Below are 21,376 nucleotides of genomic sequence, written 5' to 3' on the forward strand. Positions count from 1 at the left end.
TCCTTTCAATGAAGGTTAGCTATCTTCTCCGATAGATAACCAAGTATTATCAAGCTAATAGCAACACTAAATATTCCAGCAATGAAACTTAATAAGAAACATCCCCAAATAGCAAAACACATCGCACCGAGAAAACAAATAACATCAAAATACTTCCAAATACTTGTAAAAATGTCTTTAATCATCGAGTAAACCACTGTCCTTACTTTCAAACCATTTTTTAACTTGTTCTGCAGTCATTCGATCGACTTGCTGGCTCTTATCATTAGCAATCCCAAAATCTTCAAAGTGATACATTCCTTGGTAGAGTGCGTCAATAATCGCATCGACCACGTCAATTTTAAGAGTTGCCTTTGCTTTATCGACTTGAATTCCAATTTTGTCTTCATAGATTTCAGCGTTGATTAACGCCTTTTCCATGATTTTATCGTCTAACCGACTGCAGTTGCCTTCAACAAATAACTTCTGCAAGAACTTCGTTGGGTCTTTCAGTTCGCTAGTCCGTTGCCGAATTGCTTCAAGCGGAAAATCAGTGTTGATATCCATTTGCTTAATTGCGTTAGTAGCACCCCAAGCATCATAACCAAAGAAAATTACGTGCAAGTTATTTTCTTCAACATAGGATAATAACCAGTGATAAACCTGGTCATCATTAATTAATCCTTGTGGATGACTGGTAATTGTACAGTAGCCTTTCCTAGCTAATTCACGATATTCAATTCCATCTTGCTTTTCCTTAGCTTGAATTGAGCCGGCTTTTTCCCAAGGAATGAAACTATGTTGCTCAATGTGCCACTTTTGCCGTCCATCCCCATCTTGATAAGGATAGACAAAAGCAATTGCGGTATTATCAGAGAACATCGAGTAGTCAAACCCGATATAAACGTCACGACCACGAATATCAAAACTCGGAATAATTGCTCGTTCAATGTCAGATAGTTTCAAGTAGCTATTAGTTGCTTCCTGCAACCAGAGGTTAAGGCTCTTGTTTTGAAAATCATGAATAGCCCCAGTTAGCATATCTGAATCACGTTTATCACGAAGCCCTTCTAAAAGCACATCTTTTTGCCCGTGAAGGTAAAGCAGTGGGTTTGATTTGTACCATGTTTCTTCTTTAAAGGTCTCGTCTAAGCTATCTTGTGACCAGATTAGTCCCAGCATTCTATCACCGTCACGGCTATAGTCTTTCTCCATAATTTGTTGAACAACCTTTTGGTCACTGTGAAAAGGGTATGTCGGATCTGGATAAGCCGTTGAAATTTCAATATATTGATGATTAGGAATCTTGGATTGCCCAGACATAATATCCTCTGAGCCCTTACGAGTAGGCACGTTACCAATCTCGTCGAAGATTGCGGTTGTAAAATGCTTGCTATCGTATTTGTCCGCGTTCATCGACATTGGCCACAAGTTATTATTAGGCTTTCGCATGTTAATCCCACTATGATCATGGATCACTATATCCTGTTCTTTTGCTAAGGTGGCAAAGACAGGTTGGGTTGCAATAATCTGCTTCAACATGTGGTTGATATATCCGTATAGCTTACCGGTTTGATCATAGTTTGATGCAGTAACCAAAAAATCTTGGTTAGCCAGTCCCATTGATTCAATTAAAAAGCAGTAAGTCATATAGATAGCCATTAAGTAAGTCTTACCCTGGCCACGAGCGACAGATAAAATCACACGAGTAAAGCGTTTGGTTCCTAGGTCATCTCGCCAACCAAAAATTAAGCAAAAAATAAATTGCTGCCAATCCATTAGCTTAGTTGGCTTGTCGGTGTCAACGTTAGGCGCTATAGCCGCAAATTTGAGAATTTTTTCCGCTTCTTTTAGGTCGTAGTGGTATCTAAAAGAGGCTTCTTCTGATCTTTGCAAATCTCGTAAATGTCGGAAAGCGGCCAATTTGATTAGATAGCCGGTCACAACTTCCTCATTCAGCACTTTAAAAGCATACTTTGTAGCTGGATCAGTGTATTTCTTACGAATACCATTAAAATCAATACTGTGATATGCCCCTAGTACGTCATGGCTTTGCGTTAAATCGATCATACAATTCCGGCCTCCTTAAGCTGTTCTGCCGTTGACTTTTCTTTCTTGTGACTAGCAATACTCATCAGCTCTTGTCGGCTCTTAGGTGACAGCCCTAATTGAATACCGACTGAGTTGAGCTGATTCAACGCATCTTTCATCGTGGCCACCGCCGGGTTCTTTCTAAAGCCCGCAAAATCCTTACCGACAATTTTCCCGGTTGAGTCCTGCAAAGAAGTAAAAATCTTCGCTTGGATCCCGTTATCTTGAATGTCCTGATATGCATTACGATAAATTTCGTAGTTTGCACAGTATTGTTCGACTAAGCCAACGTCGATTCGTTCAACTCGTCCAGTTGATTCTAAAAAGGGCACGATTTTACGCCAACAGGCACTAGCTAAAGTGCCTAAATAATGCGGTGGTGTAGCCGGCAAATGCCCGTTATTCTGCTGATAATAGACCTTTTTAGCCATTCAATGCCCTCCTTTCTGCTCTGGTTAGCCCCCCCCCCCCCCGGGTCAAAAAATTTAAAAATTATCGCTTGCATGAAAGAACAGTCCAATGTGTGCGCTCTTCCAAGCCCAGTGGTAAGGGGGGGATGTTTTTATTCACTCTGTTTTTGGAAAAAGCTTTTTGATTTTTGAAACTTCTAAAATTTCTGGAACGTTTTTTAGTTGATTGCCTTTCCCAGTTCCGTACCATGAGCGTTCCCAGTCAGTCTTTAATCGGTGACACTTACGACAGATGGTTGCTAAGTTATCAAGATGATCTTTGAGTTGCTTGTCATACTCAATCGGTACAATGTGATCGACAGTCTTGCTGTTAGGTTGACCACAGTACTGACAGACGTAGTGGTCACGATCAAGTGCTTGTTGTCTTAGTCTTACCCAGGTTGTTGTTCGATAGAAGTTGTACTGTTCACTCTTAACATCGTTACGATATCGAGTGACATGGTTGTACTTATGTTGATACTGTTTGTCATGTGATCGTGCCCATCGTTGCCTGTTAGCTAGATACTCTGCTTCATGTTCATAATGCTGAGTACAATAGTGATTAGGGAACTGTACCATTGCATGACAGCCAGGTTGCCTACAACGTCTAAACCTAGACATACTTAATTACCTTAGCAATTACATAAACGGTCTCATAAGGTTTATTACTATCACCATAGACAATAGGTTGAGTCACAGGTACATCAACGCTTTGACCGTGTTGAAAGCCAACAACCTCCACATCATCATATTGTTCGGCTAAATCATTGAGCCATTTCTCCATTCCAAAACTCATTGGGTCTTTATGTTGACGTTCAGACCAATCATCTTCATATACTTTGAAACCAATCTTCTTTTTAATCATTGTTATTTCCTCCTGTTTTATCTCAGTAATCCTCCATCATTGCTACCACAAACGCTACAATAAAGAACAGCAACCACAAACCAGCCAGGATTAATGATGGTAAGAATACCAACCACCAACTCCACGTAACTAATCCAACTAACTTAGCGGCTACGAACAGTGCTGTTAGTATGATTGCTAACCATTGCATTATGTTTGCCTACATCGTCTAACTCTTGGCATATCACCACACCACCTTTCTGAAAAAATACGTGTAAAATATGTATAATTGCATTGACACACGTATTGAATACGTGTATTATAATAAGTGTTGAAGGGAAGTGAAACATTTGGTACAACGTCGCAAGGTTGAAAAGAAATTCAAAGATAATGGCTGGTACTTCGTTAGACATGGTGGTAATCACGACATTTGGTCAAACGGTAAAATTAAAACCCAACTGCCACGTCACCCGAAGTTTAGCGATAAGCTATACAATGCTTTGATAAGAAAATTCAACCTAAAGTAGTAAAGCAAGGCTCTTAATTGAGCCGAGCTTTTGTGTACCAAAATTAAGGAGGATCACTATGGACGACATTAAAGTATTTCCGATTATCATTACTAAAGACGATAACAGCGACTACCCTTACTTTGTCGAAATTCCAGATATTGACGGAATGACTGAAGGTAAGTCAATTGCAGATGCAATGGAAATGGCAAAAGACTACATTGGTACTTATTCCCTTGAAGATAAGTTACCTGAATCAAATACCAAATTGCCTCAAGCTAAAGATGGTGCAACCGTTACTCTTGTTACCATTAACGTTTCAGAATACAAGCGCAAGCATGATAACAAAGTAATTAAGAAGACTATCACCATTCCTAATTACTTAAATGAATTAGGTAAAGAAAATGGTATTAACTTTAGCGAAGTAATGACGACTGCGCTAAAAGAAAAACTTAGTGTTTAATATTTTTGTGTATTTTAAAAGCCGGCAAGCGTTGACCTGTCGGCTTTTTCTTTGCCAATTGTTTCCTAGTGCGTTCAGCATGAGCTAACATATACAATTCAGCACCGCTGCTAACAGTGCCCCAGTTCTTGTAATTTCTCATAATTATCTCCAAACAAAAAAGCCAGCCGTTAAGCTGACTTAATCATTATTTTTATCCTGAGTTTGCTTAGCAATATCATCATTACTAGAGAGCACATTAATATTACTCATAAATGATCCCACCAATGTTAAAAACGATGTTGCTCCAAATATTGAACCTATTATTTGATGACCTCTTAGTATCAAATAAAATGATCCTATCATAAAAATTAAGCAAACAATCACTAATAATATCATTGATGCCCAAGCTAAACGCCCTCGCCTTTTTTGACGAGCGGTTTCCAAGTGACGTCTGTGTCGTGATTCATCCAGTCCATTCTCGATAATCTTTTTGGCAGCATTTGGATAAAGAGCTTGATATCCAGCCAAAATCTTAGGATGGGGAATAGGGCCACTATACATTTCCATTGTAGCAATAATATCTTCTTGCTGTTTTTCAGAAAGTGGTAATTTCTTTACTTGATCAATTATTTCTTGATCATCTTTACTAATTTGTTTCTGCGTATTGTCTTTATTGGTTTTAGGTAAGTTATGATCTTGCTTCTTTTCCAAAAGAAATTAATCCTCGTTTCATATCATTTCCAACCTTTTTCCAATCGCTATTAGTGAAGCCTCCATAAGTTTCGTTTAACGGCTTATGCGATTTAAAGTGATTAACCCCAATTACTTTTCCAAGGATGTTTGGAAGCATAATAAGATCATTAACTGTCTTTATTGTTAAATTAAAGAAATCTTGCATTTTAAAAACCTCCTTACATCTTTTAACAACTATATATTACCATATCTGGTTATTTCATATCAATTTGATATGAAAAAAACCGATTAATCATAATACAAAAGGCCAGCCTTAAAGACTAGCCTAAGGTGAAAATAGATAGTTTAACGTCATTGCGGACAATGCTAACGAACAGAATTGAACTGTTATCTTCACGTTGAAACGGAGCAATGGTGACGCTCTACCGTTGAGCTACGTCAGCATAATACAGAAATGCTTGCATCCACTAATCGTTTTTGAATTTTGTTACTCTTTGCATCTCTGTATTACTATCACGGCTGGACAAAAAAGTACTATGTAATTACGAAAGAGGAGCTTTCATCTCCTATCATAGTTAATTTAACCGTGATAAATTGCGAACATTGGGAACTGCCCCCACGAGCAATTAACTCGGTATCTAATCTACGTATTCGCATAATTAGGACCACACAATCACCGCACCCGGTCGTAGTTTTCCGCCTACTCCTGTAACGGTATTGTTGTCCTTAATTGTTGTAACCTGTTAGCCGTTGAGTTAGATTACGTACTCTTCTGCTGATTATAGCACGGTTGCTACGAGACTATCAGAGTAGCATGTAAATTTAATGATCTAAAGGAGATTTTTAAGACGTACAAGCCAAATTTAATTGTTACCGTAAAACTTGTAAATGATAGTCTCAACGTGGATTATGGTCTCTGCCACCATCGCGTCGGCTTGGTTACCGGATTCCACACAGTCTAACAAGACCAAGTTCTAAACATTATCGATCTAAAGCACATCTAAAACTATCATGGAGTTATCGTTATTTTTTCGACAATACTATAATATCACCTTGAACTTCCCATTTTGTTCCCGAAAAGTTCCTAATTTGTTCCTGTTTTATTCCCGTTTTGTTCCTGATTTGTTCCCGCTTTTTCGTCATCGTCATCAAAATCGAGAAATAAGGGGAGAATTTCGAGGTTACAATTCATTTGCATTGAGATTCGATCACAAGCTTCAGCAAACTCTAAACAAGCTACCTCATCAGCATTTTTAAAGGTTGAATGCCCCAAGTGATGATTAATATGAAGTTTAGTTTCTACGACTGTCAATTGCTTAACATAGTGCCAATTGAGTATGTCTTGGCTTCCTACGCTACAAGCACTAATCGCTTTCTCAACGGCTCGCTTTGCTCTTGCACATTCAGCATAGTAAATCATCATCTTTTCTGATCCATTGCCTTTACGTGATCCATGAATACCAGTCACATCATTTTTTTGCTCTTTGATCCCATCGTTCCAAGCATTCAAACGAATCTTTTGATATTTCTTATCATTATTGAAAAAGTTACGGACATTTTGAATGGTTTTCTTCTCATTTAATTCTGGAAATAACTCCACGATATTTCGCTCCCCTTGTGATATAATAGTTTTGCTTATTTTTATATCTCAAGGGCGTTCTCACAGTAGAGCGTCTTTTTTATGTTACATAGAATGCAAATACATGCAACCATATTGTTAGTGTTAGACAACACATATCTATTCTGTAACCTTGCTATTTGTGTCTTTCAAAATGTCAGATAATTTTTCTTGCATCAAAGCCGCTTCTACATCTGTGATTCTTAGTTGCCTGTATCTACCTGCGTTACGAAATAACACTCCTATGTGACGATAGTATTCTGGTTTTGATAGCCCTGTAATCTCTAGAATAGTAGACTGTTTAGCTTCAATTTTCCGCAAAATATAAGCTTGAGCAAAAGGGTTATTAATATTGTGCTTGTGAAAATACTGCTTAATTCGCCATTCGGATTCTTTAATCCTTCTAGCTTCTCGTAACTCCAAGTTTTTGCGAAACTTCATAATTTCTTGGAGTCGCCAATCACTGGGTGCTAGTACATCTTCTGGCATTTCGGTAGCTTCACCCCACTCGCTATTCTTACTTAATGAATTCATTGCTTCAGACAGCCTTTTAGGAATTGCCATTTTCTTTTCCTCCCGCTTTAATTTATTTTCTTCTCGCCGTTGACGTTTCTTGCATCGGCGGTTTTTGCTTTTGCTCTTTAATTTTACCATTACAGTCGCTCCTTAATCTCATTAATTCTTTGTAAAAGTACATCAGCGTATACTTGCATAGCGTTGTACTGAATAATCATCAAGCGCTGTTCTTTATCACTCAGATGTCTGTACTCTTCTGTATCCATGAACTCATCTAGTCGATTCATTCTATTGAAAATTATCCAACTTTACTTTTTGGATAAAGTCATTGAATATTTCTTCTTTTGTCATTATTCTTCCTCCTCATACATAACAACGCAATCAAGATAAAAGTCTCTAAGAATATTATTTACAAATCCACCAGTGATATTAGTATCCACCATAGGATAAGGCTTAATATCAATTACTTTCTTATCCTTAATAAATTCATTTACGTTTTTATCAAATTTTTCTGGATCAGTTGCATGAATATAATGTACTTTCATTATTCTTCCTCCCCATCATCGTCTTTGACCTCTTCTTTCATTACATCAATTATGGATGCAAAACGTGGATAGTCTTTCTTTAATTGTTCTAGCTGTGAGTTGGTAAAAGTATTTGTAGCATTTTTATCGCCCCACATATACCAACCCATATTAGAATCAAATTCTATATAATTTTGGTTACCATCCTTGTCATCAATCCAACGCAAATAATACCTCTTTTCAGAAAAACGATCTTTGACTGGAGTATCCTGTAACTCTTTTACGAGGTTCAATATGGTCCGTAACTTGCAGGCATCAGTGTACCTCAAGTATCTCCATTCCCAGTCCAAGTCCATGCTTTTTGAAGTAACTAAAAATGCCAAAAAATAATAGTCTTGGTAGCTAGTAGTTTCTCCATCGCAAATGTAAATACAGTCACCGTCCTTTTTTGCATACGCTACTTCGTTTACTTTTTCGATAAATTCCTTAATCTTCATCTTTGCTGACCCCCTAAAAAGGTAACTCTTTATAAGTTGTTTTAACGTGCTTTATAATTCCATCAACGTGTTTGTATTCGTGAAAGGTTGGTTCAGGCTCCCCTATATGCCAATAATATGCACTTAAAGGCTTTTGACCCGGTTTTAAATCTTCATACCAACCATAAAAATGTGGCTTGAGTTCATACCATTCGCCCTTTGGATAATCTTTGCCAATTGGAAACCACCGATATGCACATTCATAGCCACCATCGTATTCGCCATTAACATCAGGTACATTGCTACCTGCAGGCCAGATTTCTTTAGTTGGCCATGATTTATACCATTCGCCATCAATGTTCCTGACAATTTTATGAGGAGTTGCTTTATAACCCCTAATTATCTTTGGATAAATCATTTTCGCTTACCTACCTTCACTCCATATTCAATTGATTCAATATCTTTGTTTGTCCTCACTACCATTCCTCTCGCATCTTCCCGGCAATGAATGCCAAAATAATTACTAGCACAACCGGCAATAACACCCATCCACCGGCAAATTTCATTGTTGTTACTGTGATCAGCACAATTGCAAACCACAGAAACGCATATAACACACTATCCATTTTTCTTCTCCCTAAATTCATCCAAGCTAACACCCAAGGCATCGGCTATTTTGACCATGTTTGTAAAGCTTGGCTCATGCCCATTCTTGTAATTTTGCATAGTATTCAAACTAAGCCCTGTAATTTTTGCTAACCGATAAGCTGAAATATTTTGCTTATCCATTTGATTTTTTATTAATTTCCACAACATTAGGATTTTAAAGCCTATCAAATTCTTCTTTTGTCATAGGTTTTTTACTAGCCCGGTCTCCTTTCGAGGAGGCCTTTTTTATTACAAAGTCGTACTCTTGTAATTCGTAATGATTAGACCGGCGAACCTCACATAGCTCGTACTCGCCAGTTAAAACACGGCTAATAAGTTCTAATAAAATTTCTTTTTTGGTCATTATTCTTCCTCCATAGTTTTTGAAACCATAGCCAACCAACTCTTCATAATTACGCCCTCCAGTCAGGATAACCATAGCCGACTAATTCTTCATCAATAGTTTTAATAGCGTCCTTTACACTACGAGCGCAGCAATGAATAATATGATGTTTCATTAGTACCCGATGAAAAGCCAACTGATCTTGCCTTAATCGACCTTTTTCATTTTTCACTTCAATGTAACAAACTTTTCCGTTTGACCACTTAAAGCAATAAAGATCAGGATGTCCCGAAGGCACACCAGCGCTGAAAAATCTCCCATCGGCGGTTTTAACATTACCAACGTTCACCCGGAACACTGTGCAATGATGCTTTGACAATGCCACCCGAATATCGTTTTGAATTTTATGCTCACTAGTCATTAGAGTTTTCAATGTCCTCAATGTTGCCAAGCCGAGTCCAAACGTTACGGTGTTCTGAATCTTCAAAGATCATTATCTTATCTGGATGATTGATCCACTCATCAATAAGATGATCAATAGACATCCCCATTGGGGTTTGTGCTTTGCCTTCTAACCGATATACTTTTCCTGACTTCATACGTAAAATTTTTTCTTCCATAATTCATTCCTCCAGGTTGTCACTAGGTTGCGACTACTGTAAACCACTTTGTTCTTACTCTCCCAAGGGATTAACCCTCGGTTGCGAGGTTGCGACTTAGTTTCAACTTTATATAGTACTTATATACTATATATATATATTATTTTTTTATTATAGAAATAGTGTAGTAGTAACAACCTATACCTTATAAGTGTTGATATGACAACGTTTATAAGGGTTGTCACTAACCGATTTTTAGTCGCAACCACTGTCAACTAGTCGCAACTCTTCTATATCCTCTACGAGATAATCCTTTAACTTTCTTACTTCCTGCTTTCCAATCGTTACGATATGGTTTACACTAAGTTTACACTAGCAAAAGTGTCTTCACCCTTACTCTCTCAACACATTAGACTATGGTTTACAGGTTTACACTTAGTTTCAACTTTATATAGTACTTATATACTATATATATATTATTTTTTTATTATAGAAATAGTGTAGTAGTGTAAACCTACTATAGATAAGTGTTGATATGACAACGTTTATAAGGGTTTACACTACTTGATTTTTACTGTAAACCAGTGTCAACTACTGTAAACTTTTAACTCTTCTATATCCTCTATGAACGATATTTTTTAATTTCTTGTATCCTGCTTTCCAATCGTTACGATTATCCATGACATACTTAATTTTCTTCGCTAGCGAACGGTTACGGACTAGATTATCTTCTCCTAGTTCTTGAGCTATTTCAGAACTTTCAATCCAGTCATCAGACCAGGTACTTAATACCCGTTCAATCTGGTTTTCTGTTTCATCAATGTACATGAATGACTTCCGGTTATCTTCAATTAGTTTCTGTTGTTCTTTGTTGAGGATGAAACTAAAACCGCTTTTGTAAAGCGCTACTGCTTCTCCCCAGATTCTTGCTACTTCTTCATCATCTAAATCAGTTACCGGATTAGCAACGGCTCGACTTTTATCAGCCATATTCGGTAAGAATCGCCGTTCACCAGTTTTATCCTTTAAGTAAGTTGATTCATTAGTTGTCCGGGCCATGACAAAATTCTTTGGTCGGCGAATTGTATGTCGACCATAGGGTGGCCGGAACTCTAACTCCTCAGCTGAAACAAATTTCTTTAGATTTTCAAAGTCTGAGTTATTTGTTGCTGTCATTTCATCGTCGTTAACAATTAAAGCTCGCAACATGTTTGCGTAATTATCCTTGTCTTTGAAATCAGTAAACTGGTCTGTATACCAGCCGTGTGCTAATTTTTTTAACAGTGTGGTCTTACCTACTCCCTGTCCTCCAACTAAGTCAAACACCCAATCAAACTTACTATCAGGTTTATAAGTTTTCATGACTGCACCGACTAAAAACAATTTAGTTTGAAGTGTTGTTACTTCACTAGTTGGAACACCTAAATAAACTGGCAGAAAGTCCTTGATTCGTTCTTTGTGATCCCAATCCTTATAGCATTGCTCCATGTAGTCTTTAACTGGATTGTAAGGGTGCTGACGAGCTTCTACTGTAATTCCCATAGTGAGCAATCGCTCTTGAAACATGATGTTATACGAGTCTTCTATGTAGCGAAGAATCATTGCCATATAACTATCATCCATTTGTCCTTTTTCAATGAATAATTCCGGAATATCTCGGACAACATCAATTGAATAAGCAAATTCATTGTATTTGAAGGTGTCATGAAGAATGGAATCTTGGGAAAGAATCAAGCCAATATTTTTAAGACTGTTAGATTTAGGATTGCCTTGACCGTTTAATTCAAACGGAATTGGCTTTTTTACAATATTATTCGTTGCCACTCTTTGCACCTCCATTTCTGATATCTCGTTTTACCATTGATCTAAACGTCCGATTTACTTCTTCCTCCGGAAGTGGATCGGGCGTATTTTCATTTGCCATTAAAGCTAATTGATAAGCTTCTTTTTGGTGTACTCCCCGAAATAAAATTGCTCCAACCAAACCTGCTAACGTTTTATTTCTCAATCCTTTATCGCCTAAACCATTCGCAATTGTTTCTAGTAAATCAGTGGTTGAATTACGTTGACGAGGCTTTAAGACTAAATCATCGGGACTACTTCGACGATTACTGGCCCGCATCTGGTTAATATTTATGACTAATGATTTTGGAGCAGTTACAATAGCATGTTTGTTTAACCATTTATAACCTTCACTCGGTGCAACCACTACATAGTTATTAATGTGTGCTTTGACATCTACACCAGGAAGATAACCAATTAATTGATTTACCTTCATATCATGACGTTTTAAGTAGAACCATTGTTGACCACCATGTCGGGTAGTTTGCATTAATGTTTCTGGATAATATTCAGATGGTTGTTGTTCTATTGATTTCATACCATCAATTTCACCATCATGGTTGCGGTCAATATCAACAACAAAGAATTTATCTGTTCGTAATGCAATTTGTGCGTATGGATGTTGCCTCCAAATATCTTTAATTTGTTCAGCTGTCAGAGGTGGCTTATTCGCAAATTTAATCAATGGCTGTTTACCAGCAACTGGGAGGACACTTAATCCTTTAGCTTGGTAAGCTAAGGCATAATTAACTAAATTTTTCATTGTTGCCTCCTTAACGGGCTTCCCACCCGAACGGTGTTGTAAGTTCACTGACTCAAAATAATTAATTAAAATGGTATTTGGTCATCACTAACTTCTGGTGTAGCTGGTTGTTCAACTGCATCGAAGTCATAATTGCGGTATGGATATTGAGGATTTTTCTTGTTATGGCGTACATCCAAGTGCATAGTCATAGTCTTACCAACCGTTTTTTGAAATACCTTAGTGAGGTTGGCATAAATCATCGAATCATCGTCCCATGCAGCATCTGGAATTGTTGTTCCCAAGACAGCAGCTAACTTCATAACCATACGAATATTAGTTTCAAGAAACGGATTTGGATTCCCCTTAGCAGTGACTTCATCTAAACCAATTCGAAGGAATTCTTTACTGCCGGCATGTTCACCTTCTACTACTTCAAGGACGAAACTTAATTGTTCCGCACCCCAAGGAGCAGTAGAGTCTTCTACTTTTGTTACCGCAACGGTGTAATTACCGCTTGGTAGTCCCTTAAATTCATTGATTGAATCGTTCTTTGCATCAAAATTCTTAGCTACATTGTTCATTGCATCTCGTAAACTCATAATTAATTACCTTCCTTTACATTTTGCTTTTTAATTTGATTTACAATTTCGTTTTGTTCTTTTGGTGTAGTGGTTCTTGGCTTGTCGAATACACCGTTAACATGTTCTAACACTCGTAAAATAGTTGGGTCTGTGATGTCTTCTTTTAAGTAGTGAATTCGCCGATCCTTAACCATGCGAATATATCGATCACCAAAGCGTTTAGTTTCAATCACTAAATCACAGTTACCATTAACCACGTTGTAGTACTTCTGCTTCAAAGATGGTCTTTCGTCTGTTCGTCCTGTAGCCTCGTCTGTTAGCATCATCAAACGACTGATATAGATGGTGTTCATTGGCAACCCTTTCAATTCGGTCACAAACGCTTGAAAGACGGTATTGAATTGGGCATAGCCTTTTCCATATGGAACATCACCTAATGTTTCAACCTTGTTGTCATAACAGATAGCTTGCTCAATTAGAGTGACAACATCATCAATCACATCAATAACCACTGTCTTATATCCGTGATTTTCCGTACCTAATGCAAGAATGATTTCATCTAATTGGTCAATCACCGACTTTTTAAGCGAGCCATCTGAATTCCGTACATTTCTTAATTGAATTGATGGAGCAGTATTCATCTCACTGTTACCATCGGTATTGAGAAATAATGGACTCGGAAACCGTTCTGCCAGATATGATTTTCCTGACATCGTATCGCCATAGATAAAATAATTCCGTGGTATTCGCCGCGCCTTTTGTGGCTTATTAGGCGGTAAAATACTCATAATTTAACCTCACTTTCTTAATAACCCATGCTTTTTTGCATAATAGTAAGCCCAACCGGACTTATAGCCATGTAGCTTTCCATAGGCTTGTATTTCCTTTAGATTTTTCAATTCACTCGGCCGTTTGCCAGCAACGTTTTTCATGATTGTTGATTTTTGCAATTGTTTTACAATTCCTAATCGTGACCGAGTAACTTTCTTTAACTTAACGTCATCAACTACTTCTAGTTCTTTTTCTTCTCCTAGTCGCATCCCACAGTATGGACAACTGTCACCAGTTCGATAGAAAGAAGCAAAGCAACGTGGACAAACAGTTACTGATTTAATTACTGTCCCCAAAGAGGAACGTTTGTTTTGTTTGCTAACCCCCTCAAGTGACCATTGTCTTTTGTCGGTTGGTAATCCGAATCGCTCTACATTACCAACATGGTCAATAATGACCGCTGTCTTACCTTCACGTGGATTCATGGAACGCATCGCGAACTGTAAGTACAAAGATAATGATTGAGTTGGTCGCATCATAATCACACAATCGACATTTGGTAAATCTAAGCCTTCCGTAAATAACTCGGCATTAGTTACTATTTTTATTTTGCCTGCACGATAATCTTCAATAATTTGTTTTCGCTCATCTTTTGGTGTCTTTCCTGAAACTGCACGGGCACTAATCCCATGACCATTAAACGCTCTAGCTAGCCGGACCGCACTATCGACGTTATAGGTATATGCGATAGCTTGCATCCCCTTAGCCAATTCGTGATAATGGCGAACGGCATTTCCATAAATTCGTGGTTTCAAGGCTTCCTTAATGGAATTTTCACTGTAATCCCCGGTTGATTTAGTTCGTAACTTACTAATATCAATCTGGGAAGGTGCGTAATAATCTACCGGTGCTAAGAAACCATGTTTGATTAACCAAGGAACTGATTTACCAGTGATTAAATCGTCTGCAATATCTGTGAATCCTTTACCATTTAAGCGGTATGGAGTAGCAGTAAACAGGAGTTTATATGCATTTGGGAAGGCGTCTAGAATTCTTCGATAGCTTTTTGCAGTAGCGTGGTGAGCTTCATCCACAAAGATAATTTTAGGTGGCTTTAATTCTTCAATATGTCGGGTAAATGTTTGAACCATCCCTATTTGTGATAGTTTCATATCAACTCCATCGTTTTCGAAAGTCTTAATGGCTTGTTCAATGATTTCTTGACGATGAACTATAAACATAATTCTGTTGCCCTTAGATGTTGCTCGTCTAGCAATATCAGCCATGATTACTGTCTTTCCTGTACGAGGAGGCTGCTGCACCATAATCGACTTATGACCGTTTCGAATTGATTGGTAAACTTTATCAACGGTTTCTTGTTGATAATTACGGAGCTTAAACATTATTTAATTACTACTCCCCTATTCTTCTTCAAGTGTGCTCCAGGAACGTTTACGCCGTCCTTTAACGCCTTGTAGACTGCTGCCTTGTCGACATCAAACATTCCTTGGTACTTCTCGTAGTTACGGTATTCAGGTGGAATCTTGCCCTCGTCATCGATGACCGTTCGTTGCTTGTAATTGCGTGGCCTTAAGATGAAGTCTTCAGTGTGAACTTCTTTAAGCCCTCGTTCGTCAATTGCTTCAGTCATGTAGGTCATGAGGTTGCTCCGTAGGTTTTTCCGATAAGTTAATTCATCACTGATTGACCGCTTCTTCTTTGTTAAGAAGTCAATGTCGCTGTCTAGTGATTCACACCACTTGGCAATATTGTTAAGTTTGTCATTCCAAGCATCGTCAATGCTGTCTAAGGTATCAACCAACACTGTAGGGTCAAGGTCGTCACGATCAGCTAACTGCTGATATTGTTCATTTAGCTCGAATAAATTCAACTTTTACCCCTCCGTATCTTTAATAAGGCTGTTTAACCATTTCACGGTTGATTTCAATGAATTACGTAGTTTTTCTAGCTCTTTAATATATCCTTCGCTGGTACAATGCCCTTGTGCTAATTCACTCATATGCTGGCTATACTTAAAAAGATTGCCTTCAATGAGCTTGTGAATCCGTAAATTGTGTTGATTAATTTTCATCGTCGTCATCACCTGCTAAGCCATCGTTATATGGTTCATGATCAATCCAAGGACAATTAGGCATTGACTCGCAATCACCTTCAAACAGCTTGTCCCAATTAATTTTCATAGTTCCACCCCGCTTCTAAATTGATCAACTTATCTAATTTATCCTGAACGTTGTAATAATGAAGTAGTGTCGAATACTCATCGACAGTTACTTTAAATCCTTCTAGGATTGATTTTTGATTGAACTTCTTTAATTCGATAATTCCTTCAATAGTTTTCTCTTGTTATTTATTCATGCTATAATCCCCTTAGTTCAATTTTTTAGAATGTAGCGATTGTCGTTACTTATTGCCATCGGTGTTACCAGCGCCGTTGGCATTATTTTTTAATGCATACATCCAAAAATATCCACCACATGTATATTTTTGATTTGACTTAGCAGCTCTTGATACACCAACAGGCTTTCTTTTAACAAAATCAGCAGCCTGTTGAACACTATTAAACTTACGTATTATATTTCCTTTGCTATCAACTTGTAGTACAGCTTTCATTTGGGTTTTACTAATTCTTTTGTTATGTTTTCCATAGTTATTGTTATATTTTGGGCTACACCATTCTAAATTGGATACCACGTTATTCCGGGGGTTTTCGTCTTTATGATTAACTTGATCGTAATTGAAAGGATTCTTTATAAAAGCCTTCGCTACTAATCTATGGACTAAAAATCCTTTTCTAATTCCATTTTTGCTCAACTTTACTGCGTAATACCCATATTCTTTTTGATAAGGTGTAAGAATTCGCGTATTAACAGTTCGTTTGCTTGAATGAATATCCGCTTTACGTTTAAGGCTTTTAATTCTTCCAAGATTACTAACTTGATAGAAGCCTTCATATCCATTAATGTCTTTCCAAATTTCTTCCATGATTTGCTACCTCTTTTTTTGCGTTAAAATCCCATAGCATTAGTGAGTAGAAGAATAGCAGGAATACTGCTCCGCCATAGTCACCGGTCATCGCGCAGAAAGTTATCCAAGCACCTATTAGCATTGCTACGAGCTTAGAATTAATGATCTTCGTCATTCAATCACCTCCTTTCTCTGAAAACATCCAAGCTAACGTCTAATGCGTCAGCAATCTTGCACATATTTTTGAACGGTGGTTCCTTCCCATCGTTTTTGTAGTTATAAATTGTTGTTAGTGGTATGCCTGTCATTTTAGATAAGCGATAAGCTGTCATATTTTTCTTATCTAATTGAACTTGTATGATATTCCACAACATCTTGCATAAATCCACCCTTTCTATATCCATATGTAGTGCTATAATTGAAATTGTGATTATTTACATAACACTCCTTTTAGTAAATTAATCGTTAATCCAATCAAAAGTGAGGTGAAATAATTTGAATTCATACTTAATTACTTATGACCTTGACAAGCCAGGCAAGGATTACGAATCATTAATTAAGAAAATCAAAGATTATCCCGCTTGGGCACATATTTGTGATTCCAGTTGGTGTGTTCGCTCTTCAAATAGTTCAAAAGACATTTGCAATACTTTATCTCCATATTTAGACGATAATGATAAACTGTTTGTCGGTAAATTGACTGGTGAGGCAGCTTGGCATGGACTATCCGAAGAGTTAACCAAATGGTTGAATGATAATCTTTAATGCTTCTCACCATTACTTGTTAAAGGTTCTGTATTTCTTTCTATTCTCTTTAGAATTCTTAACTGTTCTTTGCTACCTCCAATAGCATTGAACAGTTTTTCTATTTCCTCAGTAGTTCCTGTAATCTTAATTTCCATAATCTACCTCCTAATGCTTCTTTTGATACTTCGGCTTCAATACATTCAATTTTTCGCCCTCGATAACGTTGACGATTGCTCCAACTAAGAAGCAAGCAATGATCACGATCCACGGAATTGCTAGTCCTAACATCAAATTACCTCCTTAACTAGCTAGTTTCTCGTACCAATCAATCTCATCATCGTGTTCATCGAGCCACTGCTTCATTTGCTCAAACTTGACGTATGTTCCTCTCATTCCGGGTTCTTTGCCTGACGGGTTAACCGCCCATCCTCCGTTCACATCAAGAGTTTCGGGGAAACGGTCAAAGATCAGATTACGAATCCATTTCTTAGAATGATTGCGGAAGTAGTCCTTGCGGACATCATCAAGCGGCGGACAATAAGCCCGCAAATCTTCACGTGGCACAAGGTCAAATTCCTTTACTGCTTCACGCACTGCTTGCTTGATTGGCTCATCCGGAATCGGTATGCTTATTTGTTCCATCTAATCACCTCCTTACATATCCAGAACACGGTAATTTTTGTATAACTTTAAGTTGACTAATTACTAAAATTAATAGCATCTATCGGTAACCTATAAATAGTTGCAAAACCATGGCCAAAACCAGGCGGAACGGTTGCCGGATGCTTTTCGTATTCCATAATACGTTGTCGAGAAATCTTCATTCCAAAGTACTCTGATAGAGCATTAGCCGCATCTTTTTGAGTCATATTTGCATTAGTTCTAGCTGCTTTAAGAGATATTTTAGTACCCTTTGGCATTCACATTACCTCCTTTCAACATCTATATATTAATATAACTTTAAGTTATAGTCAACTACTTTTCTAAATTTTATAGAACTTTTTGTTTTATAAGATAACCAAAAGTTATATACTGTTATTGAAGGAGTTGAACAGCATGGTTGAAAATTCAATTGCTTCCCAGATAAAAAAATTAAGAAATAGTCGAGGGTGGACACAGTCACAACTAGCAGATAAATTATCTGTTTCCAAACAAACAATTTCTAACTGGGAGACGGGCATAAAAGTTCCACGTATGGGATCATTACAAAAATTAGCTGATTTATTTAATGTAAAAATTGGTGAGATAACAAATGCTTCGATTGGAGATAATGATGATTCCAATATTAAAAAGTCAACTAATATAATTTATCCATTAGGAGATAAATTTCAACGTGTTAGCATCCCCTTAATTGGCGAGATTGCCTGTGGGGATCCAATCACAGCCGAGGAAAATATTGAAGACTACGTTGAAGAGATCTTTGAAAGGCCTGTTCCAAAAGGCAACCTCTTCGCTCTGCGTTGTAAAGGTAAAAGCATGGAACCAACCATTCATGATGGATCAATTGTAACCATTAGAGAACAGCCCACAGTAGAAGATGGTGAAATCGCTGCTGTTCTCGTTGATGGTGATAATGAAGCGACACTGAAACGAGTTAAACGTCAAGGTAATCTTATTATGTTAATGCCAGATAATAAAGAATACGACCCAATTATCTTAGATAAAGATAATCCAGGTCGTATTATTGGTAAGGCTATTCACGTTTCGTGGAGTATTAAATAATCTAATGACCAAATACTGATGTCGTTAAAAGCTGGAATATATTTAAGGAGTGTCATTTTATGGCTAAGAAACAAAATCCAAAGGCAAATAATAACCTTACTAAGAGGATGCCAATACCAAATGTTGTAAAACGAAGTTTAAATAATAAAACATACAAGAAACCAACAACAGATAGATCGATGCCATCTATTCCAAACATCGACAAAAAATCCTAGCCTTGTAATACAAACATAATCCACTTTTGTTCAAAATTAATATAAGAAAATGGTTGATACTGTTCATATATTTTGTCTTTACTTATGTAATCTATAAGGTTTTGATAAGTAGGCTGGATTCTTTGCATACCCGGCACCAAAGATATTTGTGGCTGCCCTGTATCATCTAAGGAATATTCATCTAAAATTCCAAAGTTAATAGGATTATGGTCAAAATCATACAAGTAAACAATTGCTTTTTTGTCATTATTGAGTTTATTAGCAAATGTAGATCCAGGAATAAAATTAGCTTTTTTTATTTGCCCAGAAGCTACATGATTATAGCAAAAATAAGCAAAACCATTTAATGGCCTTGCAATTAATAAAGTTATTAAAAATGCTACTACTAAAGTAAATATTAAGCTGTACACTATTAACCAATTTCCGGATAATTTACAGTAATGTTGTAGCAAAGAATTAATCATTAAAAATATTGCAAAATCAAAGATAGACCACAATAAAGAATAAGCTATCATTTCTGTTTTATGATCATGACGAAGGTCAACTATCCCTAATTGATCTGTTACTAAGAAATTCATGAAGCCCATTCCGCCAACAGTAATTAAGGAAGCAATGAGTTTTGTAAGCATATTAGATATCACCTCTTAATTGATTATAACATTTATCAATAAATTCAAAATATTTACAGTTTCAACAATAAAATTAGCAATTCTATTAAGAATTCATCTTAGGGAGCTTAAAATTGAAAAAAATAGGTTTAATATGTGCAGCATTATTAGCTGGTATTTCATTAACAGCATGTAGTAACACTGCATCACAGAAATCAAATAAAAAAAGTAGTAGCTCATCAGTAACTACTACTAAGGCTGTTAAGCATCACAAGGTACGTAAGGAAAGCAAGAAAGATACACAAAGTTCGTCTAGCTCTGCTGTCTCTAGTCAATCTAATAGCCAAGCTAGCCAAACTACCACTCAACAAAGCGGTCAAAATAGTTCTCAGCAACAAGCTGTGCAATCAACTCAGCAAAGCAATTCACAGCAAGCTAATAATGGTCAAATTAATAATGCACAAGATGCATTAAATGCTGCCAAAGCAAAATATGGTGATGGTAACGGTAACTACCATTGGACCATCATGTACGACGCTGATACTAATCAACCTATTCAAAACCCAGATGGCTCATATTTTGTAAAGGCAATTGATCCAACCCAAGGAACCATGACTGGAACAGCTCAAAGCGTCAATGTTTATCCAGACGGTTCTATGACTAATAACTAAAAAACCCTCTCCAGAGAAAGGACGTGTGAAGATGAGTTATACAGATCCTGATATTTTAGAAGCACCTGTCTATCCTATATTATTTGAAATACAACATGATGGCCAAGTTGTTCAAATGATTGATCCTACCAAAAACTTTACTATCAGATTTTCAATTTATGTTCCATATGAGATTAGACAAGAAATAAAAAGACGCAATCATTATATATATGTGACACTATCAAATAACGGAATTCCTATCGTTCAAAAAGTTGCTCCAGTAAGTGTTCCCCATAGTAGAGAAGACAGGATTCTTCAATTTGCTAGTCAATTTGAAGCAATTAATTCTACTGATAATGATGTTGTTAACATTCAAGTGGCTATCACTACAAAACATAAAGGTGAAATGGGAATAAGCGAAGCGTTGCGTGTTTGTAGATTCATAAATACCTATATACCTCTGGAGAACCGTCATGAATGATAATGTAATTTACGATAGATTTAAAAATATAGATAAAGTTGTTTCGCCTGAAAAGCCAAGAGATAATAATAGTAGTGGAGGTGGAACAAATATGAATGATAAATACGTAACTCACACGGAATTAGAGCTGAGCAATGAAAAAATTTTGCGACACATTGATGATCATTTCAATCAACTAGAAAAGAAAATCGATGCTAACAAAGCTGATACAGGTATCAAATTTGAAAGTATAAACACTAAATTTGAAAAACAAAAATTATGGTTCTACGGGACAGCCATTGGAATAGTAACTGCTACC

41 protein-coding genes and 1 tRNA gene (1 of these 42 running past the window's edge) are annotated in these 21,376 nt (G+C 36.9%); 8 read left to right on the top strand and 34 right to left on the bottom strand.

The window, feature by feature from the left end:
- Positions 1-5: 5 nt before the first annotated feature.
- The 5 genes from SH603_RS11360 to SH603_RS07780 form a co-directional block, all read right to left on the bottom strand.
- On the bottom strand, positions 6-185 hold the full coding sequence (locus tag SH603_RS11360) for a DUF1056 family protein (RefSeq protein WP_419182116.1): 180 nt from the start codon (positions 183-185) through the stop codon (positions 6-8).
- A complete protein-coding gene (locus SH603_RS07765) occupies positions 178-2,049 on the bottom strand; it encodes a terminase large subunit (RefSeq protein ID WP_321533769.1) in 1,872 nt (623 codons plus the stop codon). Before SH603_RS07765 ends, SH603_RS11360 begins: the two co-directional genes overlap by 8 nt.
- On the bottom strand, positions 2,046-2,501 hold the full coding sequence (locus SH603_RS07770) for a phage terminase small subunit P27 family (protein WP_321533770.1): 456 nt from the start codon (positions 2,499-2,501) through the stop codon (positions 2,046-2,048). Before SH603_RS07770 ends, SH603_RS07765 begins: the two co-directional genes overlap by 4 nt.
- Before the next feature lie 135 nt (positions 2,502-2,636).
- Positions 2,637-3,140 carry an HNH endonuclease signature motif containing protein gene (locus SH603_RS07775; protein WP_321533771.1) on the bottom strand — a complete coding sequence of 168 codons (504 nt, stop codon included), beginning with the start codon at positions 3,138-3,140 and terminating at the stop codon, positions 2,637-2,639.
- Complete coding sequence (locus tag SH603_RS07780) at positions 3,133-3,384, bottom strand: hypothetical protein (RefSeq protein ID WP_321533772.1); 252 nt, start codon at positions 3,382-3,384, stop codon at positions 3,133-3,135. The genes SH603_RS07775 and SH603_RS07780 overlap by 8 nt, the downstream gene beginning before the upstream one ends.
- Before the next feature lie 320 nt (positions 3,385-3,704).
- On the opposite strand from SH603_RS07780, the gene SH603_RS07785 reads away from it, so the two are divergent.
- Entirely contained in the window at positions 3,705-3,890 is a 186-nt protein-coding gene (locus SH603_RS07785; RefSeq protein WP_242079307.1) for a type II toxin-antitoxin system HicA family toxin, read from the top strand.
- A gap of 58 nt (positions 3,891-3,948) precedes the next feature.
- Positions 3,949-4,332: a type II toxin-antitoxin system HicB family antitoxin gene (locus tag SH603_RS07790; protein WP_169472566.1), complete on the top strand. Its 384-nt coding sequence runs from the start codon at positions 3,949-3,951 to the stop codon at positions 4,330-4,332.
- A gap of 180 nt (positions 4,333-4,512) precedes the next feature.
- Here the strand turns inward: SH603_RS07790 and SH603_RS07795 are convergent, their stop codons facing one another.
- The 24 genes from SH603_RS07795 to SH603_RS07905 all read right to left on the bottom strand — a co-directional run bounded on the left by SH603_RS07795 (position 4,513) and on the right by SH603_RS07905 (position 17,059).
- Positions 4,513-5,025 (bottom strand): DUF2335 domain-containing protein, encoded by a 513-nt coding sequence (locus SH603_RS07795; RefSeq protein ID WP_153704214.1) that lies wholly within the window; start codon positions 5,023-5,025, stop codon positions 4,513-4,515.
- Entirely contained in the window at positions 5,003-5,212 is a 210-nt protein-coding gene (locus SH603_RS07800) for a hypothetical protein (protein WP_153704213.1), read from the bottom strand. The genes SH603_RS07795 and SH603_RS07800 overlap by 23 nt, the downstream gene beginning before the upstream one ends.
- A gap of 159 nt (positions 5,213-5,371) precedes the next feature.
- Positions 5,372-5,450, bottom strand: a tRNA-OTHER gene (locus SH603_RS07805).
- Positions 5,451-6,091: 641 nt separating this feature from the next.
- On the bottom strand, positions 6,092-6,607 hold the full coding sequence (locus tag SH603_RS07810; protein ID WP_169477357.1) for an ArpU family phage packaging/lysis transcriptional regulator: 516 nt from the start codon (positions 6,605-6,607) through the stop codon (positions 6,092-6,094).
- Between the two features lie 138 nt (positions 6,608-6,745).
- Entirely contained in the window at positions 6,746-7,279 is a 534-nt protein-coding gene (locus SH603_RS07815) for a hypothetical protein (protein WP_321533773.1), read from the bottom strand.
- Entirely contained in the window at positions 7,279-7,428 is a 150-nt protein-coding gene (locus tag SH603_RS11365) for a crAss001_48 related protein (protein ID WP_419182117.1), read from the bottom strand. Before SH603_RS11365 ends, SH603_RS07815 begins: the two co-directional genes overlap by 1 nt.
- Positions 7,429-7,491: 63 nt before the next feature.
- Positions 7,492-7,686, bottom strand: a complete 195-nt coding sequence (locus SH603_RS07820) for a hypothetical protein (RefSeq protein ID WP_321533774.1) — start codon at positions 7,684-7,686, stop codon at positions 7,492-7,494.
- A complete protein-coding gene (locus tag SH603_RS07825) occupies positions 7,686-8,162 on the bottom strand; it encodes a hypothetical protein (RefSeq protein ID WP_321533775.1) in 477 nt (158 codons plus the stop codon). Before SH603_RS07825 ends, SH603_RS07820 begins: the two co-directional genes overlap by 1 nt.
- Before the next feature lie 13 nt (positions 8,163-8,175).
- Complete coding sequence (locus SH603_RS07830; RefSeq protein ID WP_321533776.1) at positions 8,176-8,559, bottom strand: hypothetical protein; 384 nt, start codon at positions 8,557-8,559, stop codon at positions 8,176-8,178.
- A 58-nt stretch (positions 8,560-8,617) separates the two neighbouring features.
- Positions 8,618-8,767 carry a hypothetical protein gene (locus SH603_RS07835; protein ID WP_169493649.1) on the bottom strand — a complete coding sequence of 50 codons (150 nt, stop codon included), beginning with the start codon at positions 8,765-8,767 and terminating at the stop codon, positions 8,618-8,620.
- On the bottom strand, positions 8,760-8,930 hold the full coding sequence (locus SH603_RS07840; protein WP_321533777.1) for a helix-turn-helix transcriptional regulator: 171 nt from the start codon (positions 8,928-8,930) through the stop codon (positions 8,760-8,762). Before SH603_RS07840 ends, SH603_RS07835 begins: the two co-directional genes overlap by 8 nt.
- Before the next feature lie 34 nt (positions 8,931-8,964).
- Positions 8,965-9,153, bottom strand: a complete 189-nt coding sequence (locus tag SH603_RS07845) for a hypothetical protein (protein WP_321533778.1) — start codon at positions 9,151-9,153, stop codon at positions 8,965-8,967.
- Positions 9,154-9,202: 49 nt separating this feature from the next.
- Positions 9,203-9,553 carry a VRR-NUC domain-containing protein gene (locus SH603_RS07850; RefSeq protein ID WP_321533779.1) on the bottom strand — a complete coding sequence of 117 codons (351 nt, stop codon included), beginning with the start codon at positions 9,551-9,553 and terminating at the stop codon, positions 9,203-9,205.
- Positions 9,546-9,752 (bottom strand): hypothetical protein, encoded by a 207-nt coding sequence (locus tag SH603_RS07855; RefSeq protein WP_321533780.1) that lies wholly within the window; start codon positions 9,750-9,752, stop codon positions 9,546-9,548. The genes SH603_RS07850 and SH603_RS07855 overlap by 8 nt, the downstream gene beginning before the upstream one ends.
- Positions 9,753-10,322: 570 nt before the next feature.
- Positions 10,323-11,555, bottom strand: a complete 1,233-nt coding sequence (locus SH603_RS07860) for a VapE domain-containing protein (RefSeq protein WP_321533781.1) — start codon at positions 11,553-11,555, stop codon at positions 10,323-10,325.
- Positions 11,542-12,336 carry a bifunctional DNA primase/polymerase gene (locus SH603_RS07865; RefSeq protein WP_321533782.1) on the bottom strand — a complete coding sequence of 265 codons (795 nt, stop codon included), beginning with the start codon at positions 12,334-12,336 and terminating at the stop codon, positions 11,542-11,544. Before SH603_RS07865 ends, SH603_RS07860 begins: the two co-directional genes overlap by 14 nt.
- A 65-nt stretch (positions 12,337-12,401) precedes the next feature.
- Entirely contained in the window at positions 12,402-12,917 is a 516-nt protein-coding gene (locus tag SH603_RS07870) for a DUF669 domain-containing protein (protein WP_321533783.1), read from the bottom strand.
- Positions 12,918-12,919: 2 nt separating this feature from the next.
- Positions 12,920-13,687, bottom strand: a complete 768-nt coding sequence (locus tag SH603_RS07875; RefSeq protein WP_321533784.1) for an AAA family ATPase — start codon at positions 13,685-13,687, stop codon at positions 12,920-12,922.
- 9 nt (positions 13,688-13,696) lie between these two features.
- On the bottom strand, positions 13,697-15,073 hold the full coding sequence (locus SH603_RS07880) for a DEAD/DEAH box helicase (RefSeq protein ID WP_321533785.1): 1,377 nt from the start codon (positions 15,071-15,073) through the stop codon (positions 13,697-13,699).
- The gene (locus tag SH603_RS07885; RefSeq protein ID WP_321533786.1) at positions 15,073-15,561 is read right to left on the bottom strand and encodes a siphovirus Gp157 family protein; all 489 of its coding nucleotides are present in this window, start codon (positions 15,559-15,561) and stop codon (positions 15,073-15,075) included. Before SH603_RS07885 ends, SH603_RS07880 begins: the two co-directional genes overlap by 1 nt.
- 3 nt (positions 15,562-15,564) lie before the next feature.
- Entirely contained in the window at positions 15,565-15,762 is a 198-nt protein-coding gene (locus tag SH603_RS07890; protein ID WP_321533787.1) for a hypothetical protein, read from the bottom strand.
- Between the two features lie 329 nt (positions 15,763-16,091).
- Positions 16,092-16,673 carry an NUMOD4 domain-containing protein gene (locus tag SH603_RS07895; RefSeq protein WP_321533788.1) on the bottom strand — a complete coding sequence of 194 codons (582 nt, stop codon included), beginning with the start codon at positions 16,671-16,673 and terminating at the stop codon, positions 16,092-16,094.
- Positions 16,648-16,830: a hypothetical protein gene (locus SH603_RS07900; RefSeq protein ID WP_321533789.1), complete on the bottom strand. Its 183-nt coding sequence runs from the start codon at positions 16,828-16,830 to the stop codon at positions 16,648-16,650. The genes SH603_RS07895 and SH603_RS07900 overlap by 26 nt, the downstream gene beginning before the upstream one ends.
- Positions 16,831-16,834: 4 nt before the next feature.
- The gene (locus SH603_RS07905; RefSeq protein WP_321533790.1) at positions 16,835-17,059 is read right to left on the bottom strand and encodes a helix-turn-helix transcriptional regulator; all 225 of its coding nucleotides are present in this window, start codon (positions 17,057-17,059) and stop codon (positions 16,835-16,837) included.
- Between the two features lie 91 nt (positions 17,060-17,150).
- On the opposite strand from SH603_RS07905, the gene SH603_RS07910 reads away from it, so the two are divergent.
- Positions 17,151-17,420: a SinR family protein gene (locus SH603_RS07910; RefSeq protein ID WP_321533791.1), complete on the top strand. Its 270-nt coding sequence runs from the start codon at positions 17,151-17,153 to the stop codon at positions 17,418-17,420.
- On the opposite strand, the gene SH603_RS07915 is transcribed toward SH603_RS07910, so the two are convergent.
- From SH603_RS07915 to SH603_RS07930, 4 genes are read right to left on the bottom strand one after another with little or no spacing between them, the layout of a single operon-like run.
- Positions 17,417-17,557 carry a hypothetical protein gene (locus SH603_RS07915; RefSeq protein WP_321533792.1) on the bottom strand — a complete coding sequence of 47 codons (141 nt, stop codon included), beginning with the start codon at positions 17,555-17,557 and terminating at the stop codon, positions 17,417-17,419. The genes SH603_RS07910 and SH603_RS07915 overlap by 4 nt on opposite strands.
- Before the next feature lie 10 nt (positions 17,558-17,567).
- Positions 17,568-17,690: a hypothetical protein gene (locus SH603_RS07920; RefSeq protein ID WP_263863258.1), complete on the bottom strand. Its 123-nt coding sequence runs from the start codon at positions 17,688-17,690 to the stop codon at positions 17,568-17,570.
- A gap of 12 nt (positions 17,691-17,702) precedes the next feature.
- The gene (locus tag SH603_RS07925) at positions 17,703-18,044 is read right to left on the bottom strand and encodes a DUF771 domain-containing protein (RefSeq protein ID WP_321533793.1); all 342 of its coding nucleotides are present in this window, start codon (positions 18,042-18,044) and stop codon (positions 17,703-17,705) included.
- A 56-nt stretch (positions 18,045-18,100) separates the two neighbouring features.
- Entirely contained in the window at positions 18,101-18,322 is a 222-nt protein-coding gene (locus tag SH603_RS07930) for an XRE family transcriptional regulator (RefSeq protein ID WP_321533794.1), read from the bottom strand.
- Between the two features lie 136 nt (positions 18,323-18,458).
- On the opposite strand from SH603_RS07930, the gene SH603_RS07935 reads away from it, so the two are divergent.
- Both SH603_RS07935 and SH603_RS07940 read left to right on the top strand, forming a co-directional pair.
- Positions 18,459-19,124 carry an XRE family transcriptional regulator gene (locus SH603_RS07935; RefSeq protein WP_321533795.1) on the top strand — a complete coding sequence of 222 codons (666 nt, stop codon included), beginning with the start codon at positions 18,459-18,461 and terminating at the stop codon, positions 19,122-19,124.
- A gap of 59 nt (positions 19,125-19,183) precedes the next feature.
- Positions 19,184-19,339, top strand: coding sequence for a hypothetical protein (locus SH603_RS07940; RefSeq protein WP_321533796.1), 156 nt, complete (start codon positions 19,184-19,186; stop codon positions 19,337-19,339).
- On the opposite strand, the gene SH603_RS07945 is transcribed toward SH603_RS07940, so the two are convergent.
- The gene (locus SH603_RS07945; RefSeq protein ID WP_321533797.1) at positions 19,336-19,968 is read right to left on the bottom strand and encodes a hypothetical protein; all 633 of its coding nucleotides are present in this window, start codon (positions 19,966-19,968) and stop codon (positions 19,336-19,338) included. The genes SH603_RS07940 and SH603_RS07945 overlap by 4 nt on opposite strands.
- A gap of 113 nt (positions 19,969-20,081) precedes the next feature.
- Between SH603_RS07945 and SH603_RS07950 the strand changes: the two genes are divergently transcribed.
- The 3 genes in view from SH603_RS07950 to SH603_RS07960 are tightly spaced (at most 31 nt apart) and all read left to right on the top strand, a layout consistent with a single transcriptional unit that may run on beyond the window.
- Entirely contained in the window at positions 20,082-20,618 is a 537-nt protein-coding gene (locus SH603_RS07950; protein WP_321533798.1) for a hypothetical protein, read from the top strand.
- Between the two features lie 31 nt (positions 20,619-20,649).
- The gene (locus SH603_RS07955) at positions 20,650-21,078 is read left to right on the top strand and encodes a hypothetical protein (protein WP_321533799.1); all 429 of its coding nucleotides are present in this window, start codon (positions 20,650-20,652) and stop codon (positions 21,076-21,078) included.
- Positions 21,071-21,376, top strand: the 5' portion of a protein-coding gene (locus SH603_RS07960) for a hypothetical protein (RefSeq protein ID WP_169471144.1). Its footprint extends 39 nt past the window's final position; only the first 306 of its 345 coding nucleotides appear in the window; it begins with the start codon at positions 21,071-21,073; its stop codon lies beyond the right edge, outside the window. The genes SH603_RS07955 and SH603_RS07960 overlap by 8 nt, the downstream gene beginning before the upstream one ends.

Source organism: Limosilactobacillus reuteri, from assembly GCF_034259105.1.
Taxonomy (GTDB): Bacteria; Bacillota; Bacilli; order Lactobacillales; family Lactobacillaceae; genus Limosilactobacillus; species Limosilactobacillus reuteri_G.